Source organism: Streptomyces sp. NPDC043908 (assembly GCF_056435525.1).
The window spans coordinates 24,188-37,017 of the sequence record NZ_JBWKEI010000004.1; the positions used below are offsets into that span (position 1 = coordinate 24,188).

The following is a 12,830-nucleotide window of genomic DNA, read 5'->3' on the forward strand; positions in this document are numbered from 1 at the left end:
CCAGGCCCCTCCCTGCGACCGGAAACTCTCCCCATGCGCACCAAGTACGTGCCGTCCGCCATCGCGTTCGCGGTGGCGGCGGCGCTCACCCTGACCGCGTGCGGCGGCAGCGACGACAAGGCCACGAGCCCCGTCACCGATGTCTCCGCCGACACCAGCAAGAAGGCCGGCACCGTGCTCGACCGGCCGTTCACCAAGCCGGACTTCGTCCTGACCGACACCCAGGGCAAGAAGTTCGACTTCCGTGAGCGGACCAAGGGCAGGCCGACCCTCATCTACTTCGGCTACACCCACTGCCCCGACGTGTGCCCGCTGACGATGAGCAATATCGCCATCGCCAAGAAGCGCCTGCCCAAGGCCGACCAGGACAAGCTCCAGGTCGTCTTCGTGACCACCGACCCCGAGCGGGACACCCCCGACTCCCTCGGCAAGTGGCTCACGGCGCAGGACCCGTCGTTCATCGGTCTGACCGGTGACTTCCCGACCATCCAGGCCGGGGCCCGCTCGATCGGCATCGGTATCGACCCGGCGACGAAGGACAAGGACGGGAAGGTCGTGTCCATGCACGGCGCCCAGGTCATCGCCTTCTCGCCGAAGACCGACCAGGGGTACGTCCTGTACGGCGACACCACCACCGCGGAGGACTACACCCAGGACCTGCCGAAGATCATTCTTGGAGAGAACCCGTGAACCGCCGCACCACCCTCGCCGCCGCCATAGCCCTCACCGCGGGGCTGGCGCTGGCGGGCTGCTCGTCGGACAGCTCCGACGCCGAGCCCGACCTGAAGATCGGCCAGGCGTTCATGCCGGAGCCGCTGAACGCGGACATGGCCGGCGGCTTCCTCGTCGTGAAGAACGAGGGCAAGGCCGCCGACAAGCTCACCAAGGTCACCAGCCCCCTCGCCGACGACGTCACGATCCACGAGACGAAGAACCAGAAGATGCGGGAGGTGAAGTCCTTCGACGTCCCCGCGGGCGGCGAGCTGGACCTCGAACGCGGTGGCAGCCACATCATGTTCATGGGTCTGAAGAAGAAGCCGAAGCAGGGCGAGAAGGTCTCCATCGAGCTGCACTTCGAGAAGGCCGGCCTGGTCGAGGTCGACCTGCCGGTCAAGGAAACCACCTACAACCCGAAGCACCACTGAGGGATGAGGGACTGAACAGACGATGACGGCCACCGCCCCACGCTTCGGAACCGCCCTGGCCCGGCTGCTGCTCGTCGCGGCCGCCCTGCTCGGCGCGGTGTTCGCGACCGCGGCCCCCGCCTCTGCGCACGCCGCGGTCACCGCGACCAACCCGAAGGACGGGTCGGTGGTCGCCACCGCCCCCGAGGACGTCGACATCACGTTCTCCGAGCAGGTCGCCATGGACAACAAGTCCATCCGGGTCCTCGACCCCAACGGCAAGCGCGCCGACACCGGCGAACTGCTCAACCTGTGCAGCGGCTCCGTCGTGAAGTACGGAGTGAACCTGCGCGAAGGACTGCCCAAGGGCACCTACACCGTGGCCTGGCAGGCCGTCTCGGCCGACAGCCACCCGGTCGCGGGCGCCTTCACGTTCTCCATCGGCGCCCCGTCCAAGACCACCGTCTCACTGTCCTCGCCGGACGTCGGCGGCGGTCTGGTCGGCGGGCTGTACGACACCATGCGCTACGCCGCGTACGCCGGCTTCATCCTCTTCACCGGCGGCGGGGCGTTCGTCCTCGCCTGCTGGCAGCGCGGCGCCTCGGTGCGCCCGGTGCAGCGCCTCGTCGTCGGCGGCTGGCTGACCATGACCGCGGCCACCATCGCGCTGCTGCTCCTGCGCACCCCCTACACCGGCTCCGGACAGCTCGCGGACGCCTTCGACCTGGACGGACTCAAGGCGGTCCTCCAGACCAAGTCGGGTGCCGCGCTCAGCTCCCGGCTGCTGCTGCTCAGCGCCGCCGCGCTCTTCATCTCCGTACTGTTCGGGGCGTTCGCCAAGCGCGAGGACGAGGAGAAGAAGGACCTCACCTACGGGCTCGCCGTCGGCGGGTTCGTGGTGGCCGCCGGCATCGCCGCCACCTGGGCGCTCGCCGAGCACGCCTCGACCGGCATCCAGACCGGGCTGGCGATGCCCGTCGCGGTGCTGCACCTGCTGTCCGTGGCGACCTGGCTGGGCGGACTCGCGACCCTCCTGGTGGCGCTGCATCTGACGCCCGCGGTGGAGCGGTCGGCGGTGCGGCGGTTCTCCCGGATCGCTTTCTGGAGCGTGACCGTCCTGGTGGCGACCGGCCTCTACCAGGCGTGGCGGCAGGTCGGCTCCTGGTCCGCGCTGACCGGGACCGGCTATGGACAGCTGCTGCTCGTCAAGGGCGGGCTGGTCGCCGTACTGCTGTCCGCCGCGTACGTCTCGCGTCGCTGGACCGGGCAGCTCACCGAGCACGCGGCGCCCGAGGCGGAGGCGGCCACGGTCGTCGAGGAGCTGGCGCGGTCCGCCGAGGAGCCCGAGCCGGTGACCGTGCCGGACGACGCCACGGATCCGGCCGACCGCAAGCGCGCCCAGCAGCTGGCCCGCCAGCGGGCGGCCATCACGGTCGCGCGCGAGAAGCGCATCCGCGACGCCGACCCGGAGCGCTCGGGGCTGCGGCGCTCGGTGCTCACCGAGGCGGGGATCGCGGTGGCGGTGCTCGCGGTGGCGACGATCCTGTCGTCGACCGAGCCGGGGCGTACGCAGGAGACGGCGGCCGCCGCCCAGGCGACCAGCCAGGTGGCCGTGCCGGACCGGCCGATCAGCATCCGGATCCCCTTCGACACCGGCGGCAAGAACGGCAAGGGCACGATCCGCCTCACCCTGGACCCGGGCCGCACCGGTGCCAACGAGCTGCACGTGTGGACGGACGACGCCGCGGCCAGGCCGCTGGACGCGCCCGAGGTGAAGGTGGCGTTCACGCTGACCGCCAAGGCGATCGGCCCGCTGCCCGTCACGCCCGAGCGCATCACCCGGGGACACTGGAGCGCGAGCGGTGTGCAGCTCCCGATGCCCGGCGAGTGGCAGGTGTCGGTGACGGTACGGACGTCCGACATCGACCAGGTCACCGTCGACAAGAACATCAAGATCGGCTGAGTACGGATCACATGACCGACCACATGACCGACCCCGTGTCGGACCAGATCAACGACAGCGCCCCGAGCGCCGGCGCGCCTTCCGCGCTGACCCGCCGGCGCCTCCTCGGCACGGTGGGCGCGGCGGGTGCGGCCGGTGTCGCGCTGGGCGCGACGGGCGGCGCGCTCGTCCACGCCGCGGTCGAGTCGGACGGATCGGGTGCTCCCGAGCTGTCCTCGGTCGGCACCGCCGAGGTCGCGTTTCACGTGAAACATCAAGCGGGGATCGCCACTCCGGTTCAGGCGTGCGGCCATCTGATCGCCTTCGACCTCGCACCCGGCGCCGGGCGCAAGGAGGCGGCCGCGCTGCTGCGTCGCTGGTCGGCGACGGCGAAGGCGCTGATGGCGGGCGAGCCGACGGGCGCGGACACCGGGATCGCCCTGGACGCGGGCCCGTCCTCGCTCACCGTCACCTTCGGCTTCGGCCGTACCTTCTTCGACCGTACGGGCCTGGTGGCCCAGCGACCGGCCGAGCTGGACCCGCTGCCGGACTTCTCCTCCGACCGCCTGGACGCCAAGCGCTCCCACGGCGATCTGTGGGTGCAGATCGGCGCGGACGACGCCCTGGTGGCCTTCCACGCGCTGCGGGCGCTCCAGAAGGACGCGGGGGCCGCGGCCCGGGTGCGCTGGCAGATGAACGGCTTCAACCGCACCCCGGGCGCCACCAAGAAGCCGATGACGGCCCGCAATCTGATGGGCCAGATCGACGGGACCGGCAACCCCAAGCCCTCCGATCCCGACTTCGAGAAGCGGATCTTCGTCCCGGACAGCGGGAAGCCGGCCTGGATGGCGAACGGCTCGTACGCGGTGGTGCGCAGGATCAGGATGCTGCTCGACGACTGGGAGAAGGTGCCGCTCGCCCAGCAGGAGCAGGTGATCGGCCGCAGGAAGGCGGACGGCGCCCCTCTTTCGGGGGGTACGGAGACCACCCCGATGCGGCTCGACGCGTTCGGCCCGGACGGCAAGCTCGTCATCCCGGACAACGCGCACGCCCGGATCTCCGCCCCCGAGCAGAACGGGGGCGCCGCGATGCTGCGGCGCGCCTTCTCGTACCACGACGGGATCTCGGCGGACGGCGTACCGGACGCGGGCCTGCTGTTCATCGCCTGGCAGGCCGACCCGCTGCGCGGCTTCGTACCCGTCCAGCGCAAGCTCGACCGGGGCGACGCGCTGTCGGCGTTCATCCGGCACGAGGCGAGCGGTCTGTTCGCGGTCCCCGGCGGTCCGCGCGCGGGCGAGTACGTGGGCCAGCTCCTGCTGGAGTCCTGACCTCCTCGTGGGCCCTCGCCGGGGGCGGCGGGCCATTAGGGTGACGGGTATGTCCGCCACGCGATACACCTATCTGGGTCCCGAAGGCACCTTCACCGAGGCCGCGCTGCGCACGCTGCCGGAGGCGGCGACCCGTGAGCTGGTGCCGATGGTGTCCGTGCCCGCCGCGCTCGACGCGGTACGCAACGGGGAGGCCGCCGCCGCACTCGTGCCGATCGAGAACTCGGTGGAGGGCGGGGTCACCGCGACCCTGGACGAGCTGGCCTCGGGCGAGCCTTTGATGATCTACCGCGAGGTGCTGCTGCCGATCGCGTTCGCGCTGCTGGTGCGGCCGGGGACGAAGCTGTCCGACATCAAGACGGTGACCGGGCATCCGGTGGCCCAGCCGCAGGTGCGCAACTGGCTGCGGGGGCATCTGCCCGAGGCGCTGTGGGAGTCGGCCGCCTCCAACGCGGACGGGGCGCGCCTGGTCCAGGAGGGGCGGTTCGACGCGGCGTTCGCGGGCGAGTTCGCGGCGGCGACGTACGGCCTGGAGCCGCTGGTCACCGAGATCCACGACGCGGAGAACGCCGAGACCCGGTTCGTCCTGGTGGGCCGCCCGGCCCGGCCCGCGGCGCCGACCGGGGCGGACAAGACGTCGGTGGTGATCTGGCTGGGCGACGACCGTCCGGGCGCGCTGCTCGAACTGCTCCAGGAGTTCGCCGTACGCGGCGTCAACCTGATGCTGATCCAGTCCCGGCCGACCGGCGAGGGCATCGGCAACTACTGCTTCGCGGTGGACGCCGAGGGCCACATCTCGGACCGGCGCGTGGGCGAGGCGCTGATGGGGCTGAAGCGGATCTGCCCGAACGTGCGCTTCCTCGGTTCGTACCCGCGCGCGGGCGTCGCGGTGGACGAGGTGCGCACCCTGCGACCGGGGACCTCGGACGCCGAGTTCGTGGCGGCGGCGGAGTGGCTGGCGCGCAGCCAGGACGGCCGGGCCTGAGCCCTGCACGGCCGGTCCTACCTGCTGATTTTCACTGTCCACAAAGTTATCCACAGGCTTTCTTCTCGACCTGTGGGTAAGTCGACAACACAACCGGACAGAGTCGACAAATCCCTCTAGCGATGACTCATCCGTCCACAGAAGACCAGGGCGGGCGATGTCACCCCAATTCTATTGATCAACTCTTTAGAGCGAGCAATTCCCACCCGAAAGAGTGCGTAAGGGAGGGTTGAACCGGGAATCCTTGGGCGCACACCCGGTCCGGGAGAGGGGTTTGCCGCTGATCCACAGCGACTCCCCACACCCTGTGGATAACTTTTCCACTCCGGGCCCCACTGTGGACAAGTTCCTTGGGGCGCAAGGGAGTCCGGTCAACTGAAGTCCGTAAAGCACCCCTTTTCAGGGGAAAGGGCGGGCTTTATTGACGGCCACCCCTGAATTTCTCCACCAGATTTCTCAATACGGTCAATTCGGGCAAACCGACACGCGGGGCGGACGTGGCGGGGATATCCGGTGGGGTGCCAGGGATCCGCACCGGTAGCCTTGAGGGGTGATTGACCTTCGCCTGCTCCGTGAGGACCCCGACCGTGTTCGCGCCTCCCAGCGCGCCCGTGGAGAGGACGTCGCACTCGTCGACGCCCTGCTCTCAGCCGACGAGCGGCGCAGGTCGTCCGGCGTCCGCTTCGACGAGCTGCGCTCCGAGCAGAAGGCGCTCGGCAAGCTGATCCCCAAGGCCTCGCCCGAGGAGCGCGCCGAGCTCCTGCAGAAGGCCGAGCAGCTCAAGACCGACGTCAAGAGCGCCGAGGCCGAGCAGAACGAGGCGGACGAGGCGGCCAAGCAGCTCCTGCTCCAGCTCGGCAACATCGTCCACGAGGACGTGCCGGTCGGCGGCGAGGAGGACTTCGTCGTCCTGGAGACGCACGGCACCATCCGCGACTTCGCGGCCGAGGGCTTCGCGCCCAAGGACCACCTGGAGCTCGGCGAGGCGCTCGGCGCCATCGACGTCGAGCGCGGCGCGAAGGTCTCCGGCTCGCGCTTCTACTACCTGACGGGTGTCGGCGCGCTCCTGGAGCTCGCCCTCGTCAACGCGGCGATCGCGCAGGCCACCGAGGCCGGCTTCATCCCGATGCTCACCCCCGCGCTGGTCCGCCCGCGCGCCATGGAGGGCACCGGCTTCCTCGGCCAGGCCGCGGAGAACGTGTACCACCTGGAGAAGGACGACTACTACCTGGTCGGCACCTCCGAGGTCCCGCTCGCCGCGTACCACATGGACGAGATCATCGACGCGGAGAAGCTGCCGCTGCGCTACGCGGGCTTCTCGCCGTGCTTCCGCCGCGAGGCCGGTACGTACGGCAAGGACACCCGGGGCATCTTCCGCGTCCACCAGTTCGACAAGGTCGAGATGTTCTCGTACGTCCACCCGGACGACGCGGAGAACGAGCACAAGCGGCTCCTGGACTGGGAGAAACAGTGGCTGACCGGCCTCGAACTGCCCTTCCAGGTGATCGACGTCGCCACCGGTGACCTCGGCGCCTCGGCCTCGCGCAAGTACGACTGCGAGGCGTGGATCCCCACCCAGGGCAAGTACCGCGAGCTGACCTCGGCCTCCAACTGCGACGGCTTCCAGGCCCGCCGCCTGTCCGTGCGCATGCGCGACACCAGCGACGGCAAGAGCAAGGTCCAGCCGCTGGCCACGCTGAACGGCACGCTCTGCGCGGTGCCGCGCACGATCGTGGCGATCCTGGAGAACCACCAGCAGGCCGACGGCTCGGTGCGGGTCCCGGCCGTGCTCCGCCCGTACCTGGGCGGCCGCGAGGTGCTGGAGCCCCTCGCCAAGTGAGCACCGCCCCGGGAAAGCCCCTCCCGTACAAGCTGATCGCCACCGATCTGGACGGGACGCTGCTGCGCTCCGACGGGACGGTCTCCCGGCGCACCCGTGAGGCGCTCGCCGCGGCCACCGCGGCGGGCGCGGCCCACATCGTGGTGACCGGCCGCGCGGTGCCCTGGACCCGGCACATCCTGGACGACCTGGACTACCAGGGCCTCGCGGTGTGCGGGCAGGGCGCGCAGGTCTACCACGCGGGCGAGCACCGGCTGCTCACCTCGGTGACGCTGGACCGCCAGCTGGCGGGGCTCGCGCTGTCGAAGATAGAGGCCGAGGTGGGCCCGCTGGCGCTGGCCGCGAGCCGCGACGGGCTCGACGGCGAGGTGCTGGTCGGCCCCGGCTACCGGGTCCAGGAGGGCCCGCTGCCGGTCGTCGCCTTCGACGAGGTCGGCGCGTTGTGGTCGGCGCCGCTGAACAAGGTCTACATCCAGCACCCGCGGCTCGGCGACGACGAGCTGGCGCGGATCGCCCGCCAGGTCGTCGGCAGCCTGGTCGACGTGGTGATGGCCGGCGAGGGCGTGGTGGAGCTGCTTCCGCTGGGTCTGAGCAAGGCGACGGGGCTGTCGCTCGCCGCACGCCGGCTGGGCTGCCGCAAGACGGACACCATCGCGTTCGGCGACATGCCCAACGACATCCCGATGTTCGCCTGGGCCGAGCACGGGGTGGCCATGGCCAACGCCCACGACGAGCTGAAGGCCGTCGCCCACGAGATCACGGCGTCCAACGACGACGACGGGATCGCGGTGGTGCTGGAGCAGTTGCTGGGCGCGTGAGCCCGCCCGGGCACCGCGCGAAGCCGGCGGATGTAAGGGGCGTCCACCATAGGTGGGCGCCCCTTACCGATCCCCGTACCCCAAGGTGACCCGCGCCGAGGCGCGCTCGAAGTGGTCGCCCTGGGGCCCTCAACCACTGTGCACCGCACGCCCGTTCGGAGCCACTGATTTACCCCGGGTCAGGGGCCAGCAGGCCAGCCCGACGGCCAGCGAGACGGCGTGCCCGATGTCCGTGTAGGTGCCCCCGGTCAGCAGCGGCACGCCGAAGAACGCGACCACGCACACGAGGTAGCCCCACCGCCACGGCCCCGGCAGCCGGTAGACCAGCAGCCCCGCCGACGCGGCGAGCCCGTAGCTGACCCCGATGTCCACGACGTGCACCATCCGTCTGGGCACCTCGTGGTTGCGGATGCTCCACAGCACCATCTCCTGGCTGATCAACGTGGCCGCGACATGCGCTCCGGCGACCGCGGCCACCCACCGCACCGTGCCGATCCAGCGCTCCACGGGCGCGTGCACGAGCTCGAAGAGGACGAGGTAGAGCAGGAACGAGGACGGGTTCTCGATCCAGAAGGCGCTGGTGAACAGCGACTGGGCGGGGTGCTGGGTGAGCTCGTGGATGTTGCTGCTGTTGCGGTGCAGCAGGTAGTGCCCGAGGTCGCGGCTGGAGAGTTCGAGGACGACGCTGGTGATCGCGATGACCAGCAGCCAGAGGTGCGTCCCCGGCGAGGAGCGCACCCAGGCCCGCACCGGCCGGGCCGGCTCGGGGGGCCGGCGCGTGCCCGGACCGCGAAGCGTCGTCATCCCTCGATGATGGCCCGGACCGGTCCGAGGAGGCGCGGCGGTGAGGCGGGTGGACGAACAGGGCGGCGCCCGGCCGGAGGCACCCCGGGGGCCTGTCCGGCCGGGCGGCGCCCCGGGCCTCAGCCACCGGTTCCGGACCTCAGCCGCAGCCACGGACCTCAACCGCCGGTTCCGGACCTCAGCCGCAGCCACGGACCTCAGCCGCCGGTTCCGGAGCTCAGCCGCGGTTCCGGACCTCGGCCGTGCCCGGATCTCAGCGGCCCGCGTGGATCACTCCTCCCCGGCCAGCTTCAGCGTCCGCAGCTTCTGGCCCGCGTACCAGGTCGCCAGGACCGTGACCGCGCTCAGCAGGACGACCGCGGCGGGCAGGCCCACGTCCGAGGTGATGAAGCCGTTGGTGCCGATCCGCTCCGCGAGGGCGAGCGACCACTGCTGGACGCTCAGCGTGCGCGCGCCCGGCACCAGGTTGCCGAAGAGGCTCTCCCAGACCAGCGCGTAGACCAGGCCGAAGACCACCGCGTGCCGGGTGACCGTGCCGAGCAGCAGGAAGACCGCCGCGTACGCGATCGAGGCGACCAGCGCGGCGACCGTGTAGGCGATGGCGATCTGCTGGCCGTTGCCGTTGAGGATCATTCCGGCGACGAAGGTGGGGACGGCCGAGAAGACCATGGTCACCGCGATCGCCACGATCAGCTTGGTGAAGATGATCGTCGGCCGTTTCACCGGCTTGGCCAGCAGATAGACGATCGAGCCGTCGTCGATCTCGGGCCCGATGGCGCCGGTGCCCGCGATGACGCCGATCAGCGGGACCATCGTGGCCAGCGCGAAGCCGCCCAGGAGGTTGGCCGCGACCTGGTCGTCGGCGCCGCTGAAGGACCGTACCGCCGCCGCGATGACGATCAGCAGCACCGGCAGCACGCAGAGGATGGCCGCCCGGCGGCGGCCCAGCAGGGCCCGGTAGGTGAGCCGGGCGACTGTGGGGTTGTACATGACGCTCACAGCTCCTTTCAGGCCGCTACGAGGTAGGAGAAGACGGATTCGAGCGACTCGTCGGACGGCGAGACCGTCAGCAGACGGATGCCGTGCGCCTGCGCGACCTGCGGGAGCAGGGTCGTGAACCGCCCGAAGTCGACCGCCTGGACGCGCAGCACGCCCTCCTTGAGGTCCACCTCGATCCCGGCCGTCGAGGGGTCTGCGATCAGCGCGGCGGCGAGCGCGCGGTCGTCGCTGGAGCGGATCAGATAGCGGTGCGGCCGGTCGGTCATCAGCCGGCGGATCTTGCGGAAGTCACCGCTCGCCGCGTGCCGCCCGGCCACGATCACCTCGATGTGCGCGGCGAGCTGCTCGACCTCCTCAAGGATGTGCGAGGAGAACAGGACCGTACGACCCTCGGCGCCCATCCGCCGCAGCAGGTCCATCAGCTGCATGCGCTGGCGCGGGTCCATGCCGTTGAACGGCTCGTCGAGCAGCAGCACCGACGGGTCGTGGACCAGCGCGGACGCCATCTTCACGCGCTGGCGCATGCCCTTGCTGTACGTCTGGATCTTGCGGTCCTGCGCGTACTCCATCTCGACCGTGGCGAGCGCCCGCTGGGCCTCCTTCCCCCCGAGCCCGTGCAGTTCGGCGTTGGCGACGACGAACTCGCGGCCGGTCAGGAAGTCGTACATCGCCTCCCGCTCGGGGACGATGCCGATCCGCCGGTAGACGTCCTCGTTGCGCCAGATGGGACGCCCGTCGAGCGTCACGCTTCCCGTCGAGGGGGCGAGGAAGCCGCCCATCATGTTGATGAGCGTGGACTTCCCGGCGCCGTTGGGGCCGAGCAGTCCGGTCACACCGGGGCCGATCGACATGGTGACGTCGTTGACGGCCACCACGTTGCCGAACCAGCGCGAGGTGTGGTCGATGTCGATGGTCGTCACAGCCCGACCTTCCGATAGCGGCGCATCAGGACGGCGTACGAGCCGGCGATCAGCGCGAGGACGACGAGGAGATAGACCGCGCCTGCCCCGGTGCCCGGTCCCTCACGCCCCGGGAACGCCGAGGTCGCGCCGAGGAAGGCGGTCTGCACTCCGTCGATGAGCGTGATGGGGGAGAAGAGCCCGAACCACTTGATGGCCCCGGTGGACTGCTGGTCGAAGGCGACGCCCTGGATCGCGGAGACCGCCCCGTAGGAGATGGTCAGTACCGCGATGACGGCGGCGACGCCGAAGCCGCGGCGCGGGGTGAGCGCCGAGACGACCAGGCCGATGCCGGCGAACAGGAGCGAGAGCAGTGCCACGGATACCAGTCCCTGGGCGAACCCCTTGGTCTGGTCCGCGAAGTCGAGTTTGGCGAGCAGCGCGCCGACGTAGAGCACGACGAGCGGTGCCGCGGTGAGGACGAACAGCGCCGACGCCATCGCCGCGAACTTGGCGAGCACGTAGTCCACGCGCTCGATGGGGCGCGAGAAGTACAGCGGCACGGTCCGGAAGCGCAGGTCGCGCGAGACGGTCTGGGGGGCCTGCGCGGCAATGAACAGGCCGATGACGGCCTGCATCAGGATCGCGTTGCGCGTGTAGTCCACCGGCAGGTCGTTGGCCTTGGTGGCGACGGCGACCGCGACCATGATGGCCGCGGGCAGGCACATCACCGCGAAGAGCAGCATCGGCAGCACCTTGGACTTGGCGCTGCGGCCCAGTCCGTACGCTCCGCGCAGCGACTGCGAGAAGAGCGAGCGCCGTGCGTACGCCCGGCCCAGCCGCGGCCCGTCGTAGCCGCGGTAGCCGATGTTGTGGATCTGGGTCTGGGCCGGCTGGTTCGGGCCCGACTGATTCGGGCCCGGCTGGTTCCGGCCCGGCTGGTTCTGTGTCATCCGCGTCCCTGCGGTCTCAGCTGCCATGGGTGCCGCCTCCGTTCTGCTGTGCGGCGGCGGTCGCCCCCGCGGCGGGAGGCCGCTGATCGAACACAGCGGCGGCGCGCTCGGAGGCCGGGTCCGCCGCCTGCGCCGGGGTCTTGAAGACCTCGGCGATGTGGTGGCGGCGCTGCTCCATCCGGACGAGCCCGAGGCCGAGACCGGCGACGGTGTCGCGCACCACGTCGTACGTCTCCTCGCCCGCCGCCTCCACCAGCAGGATGTGTCCGGCGCCCGGCAGGCCCTCCTCCACGCCCGCGTGGAGCGTGACCCCGGCCGCGACGAGCGCGCCGCGCACGGCCTCGGTGCCGTCCGGGTGCGCGTCGGAGTCGGTGACCTCGACGGCGAGGGTGGTGGTGGTCTGGGTGAAGTCGCTGGTGGAGCTGGACCGCAGCAGCTTGCCGCCGTCGATGACCACCACGTGGTCGCAAGTGCGCTCCAGCTCGCCCAGGAGGTGCGAGGTGACCAGGACGGAGATGCCGAAGTCGGTGTGGATGCGGCGGATCAGGCCGAGCATCTCGTCGCGGCCGACCGGGTCGAGGCCGTTGGTCGGCTCGTCCAGCAGGACCAGTTGGGGGTCGTGGACGAGCGCCTGCGCCAGCTTGACGCGCTGCTTCATACCCGTCGAGTAGCCGCCGATCGGGCGGTACCGCTCCTCGTAGAGGCCGACGTGGCGCAGGGTGTCGGCGGTGCGCTCACGGGCGGCGGTCACCGGAAGGCCCGACATCCGCGCCATGTGCACGACGAACTCGGTGGCCGAGACGTCGGGCGGCAGGCAGTCGTGCTCCGGCATGTAGCCGACGCGCTCGCGGATCGCCCCGCCACTGGTGGCCACGTCGAGTCCGAGCACCGCGGCGGTGCCCTCCGTGGCCGGGGAGAGGCCGAGGAGGATCTTGATCAACGTCGACTTGCCGGCTCCGTTGGCACCCACCAGGCCGGTCACTCCGGGCCCGATGTCCAAGGAGAGCCGGTCAAGCGCGGTCACCCGGGGGAACCGCTTGCTCAGGCTTTCGGTCGCGATCACATTCACCCTTCGACGGTAGTGGCGCAGCCCACACCGATCGTCAGACCAGGCGGCTGGATCCATGTCCGACTCCAG

12 protein-coding genes are annotated in these 12,830 nt (G+C 70.7%); 7 read left to right on the forward strand and 5 right to left on the reverse strand.

Features of this window, described 5'->3' with window-relative positions; genetic code table 11:
- Positions 1-33 precede the first annotated feature (33 nt).
- The 7 genes from AC069K_RS10730 to AC069K_RS10760 all read left to right on the forward strand — a co-directional run bounded on the left by AC069K_RS10730 (position 34) and on the right by AC069K_RS10760 (position 8,037).
- Positions 34-690 carry an SCO family protein gene (locus tag AC069K_RS10730; protein ID WP_358834645.1) on the forward strand — a complete coding sequence of 219 codons (657 nt, stop codon included), beginning with the start codon at positions 34-36 and terminating at the stop codon, positions 688-690.
- Positions 687-1,145 carry a copper chaperone PCu(A)C gene (locus AC069K_RS10735; protein WP_365102615.1) on the forward strand — a complete coding sequence of 153 codons (459 nt, stop codon included), beginning with the start codon at positions 687-689 and terminating at the stop codon, positions 1,143-1,145. The genes AC069K_RS10730 and AC069K_RS10735 overlap by 4 nt, the downstream gene beginning before the upstream one ends.
- Positions 1,146-1,167: 22 nt before the next feature.
- Positions 1,168-3,087 carry a copper resistance protein CopC gene (locus tag AC069K_RS10740; protein WP_478614501.1) on the forward strand — a complete coding sequence of 640 codons (1,920 nt, stop codon included), beginning with the start codon at positions 1,168-1,170 and terminating at the stop codon, positions 3,085-3,087.
- Positions 3,088-3,098: 11 nt separating this feature from the next.
- A complete protein-coding gene (efeB, locus tag AC069K_RS10745) occupies positions 3,099-4,394 on the forward strand; it encodes an iron uptake transporter deferrochelatase/peroxidase subunit (RefSeq protein ID WP_478614504.1) in 1,296 nt (431 codons plus the stop codon).
- A 49-nt stretch (positions 4,395-4,443) separates the two neighbouring features.
- Positions 4,444-5,379, forward strand: coding sequence for a prephenate dehydratase (gene pheA, locus AC069K_RS10750; protein ID WP_358834649.1), 936 nt, complete (start codon positions 4,444-4,446; stop codon positions 5,377-5,379).
- Between the two features lie 550 nt (positions 5,380-5,929).
- Positions 5,930-7,219, forward strand: a complete 1,290-nt coding sequence (gene serS / locus AC069K_RS10755; RefSeq protein ID WP_478614508.1) for a serine--tRNA ligase — start codon at positions 5,930-5,932, stop codon at positions 7,217-7,219.
- Positions 7,216-8,037 carry an HAD family hydrolase gene (locus AC069K_RS10760; RefSeq protein ID WP_478614511.1) on the forward strand — a complete coding sequence of 274 codons (822 nt, stop codon included), beginning with the start codon at positions 7,216-7,218 and terminating at the stop codon, positions 8,035-8,037. The genes serS and AC069K_RS10760 overlap by 4 nt, the downstream gene beginning before the upstream one ends.
- Positions 8,038-8,166: 129 nt before the next feature.
- On the opposite strand, the gene AC069K_RS10765 is transcribed toward AC069K_RS10760, so the two are convergent.
- The 5 genes from AC069K_RS10765 to AC069K_RS10785 form a co-directional block, all read right to left on the reverse strand.
- The gene (locus AC069K_RS10765) at positions 8,167-8,841 is read right to left on the reverse strand and encodes a rhomboid-like protein (protein WP_478614514.1); all 675 of its coding nucleotides are present in this window, start codon (positions 8,839-8,841) and stop codon (positions 8,167-8,169) included.
- Between the two features lie 270 nt (positions 8,842-9,111).
- On the reverse strand, positions 9,112-9,831 hold the full coding sequence (locus tag AC069K_RS10770) for an ABC transporter permease (RefSeq protein ID WP_358831825.1): 720 nt from the start codon (positions 9,829-9,831) through the stop codon (positions 9,112-9,114).
- A 17-nt stretch (positions 9,832-9,848) separates the two neighbouring features.
- Positions 9,849-10,760 carry an ABC transporter ATP-binding protein gene (locus AC069K_RS10775; protein ID WP_478614519.1) on the reverse strand — a complete coding sequence of 304 codons (912 nt, stop codon included), beginning with the start codon at positions 10,758-10,760 and terminating at the stop codon, positions 9,849-9,851.
- Positions 10,757-11,692: an ABC transporter permease gene (locus AC069K_RS10780; protein WP_365102815.1), complete on the reverse strand. Its 936-nt coding sequence runs from the start codon at positions 11,690-11,692 to the stop codon at positions 10,757-10,759. Before AC069K_RS10780 ends, AC069K_RS10775 begins: the two co-directional genes overlap by 4 nt.
- 16 nt (positions 11,693-11,708) lie before the next feature.
- Positions 11,709-12,755 (reverse strand): ABC transporter ATP-binding protein, encoded by a 1,047-nt coding sequence (locus tag AC069K_RS10785; RefSeq protein ID WP_478615188.1) that lies wholly within the window; start codon positions 12,753-12,755, stop codon positions 11,709-11,711.
- Positions 12,756-12,830: the final 75 nt, after the last annotated feature.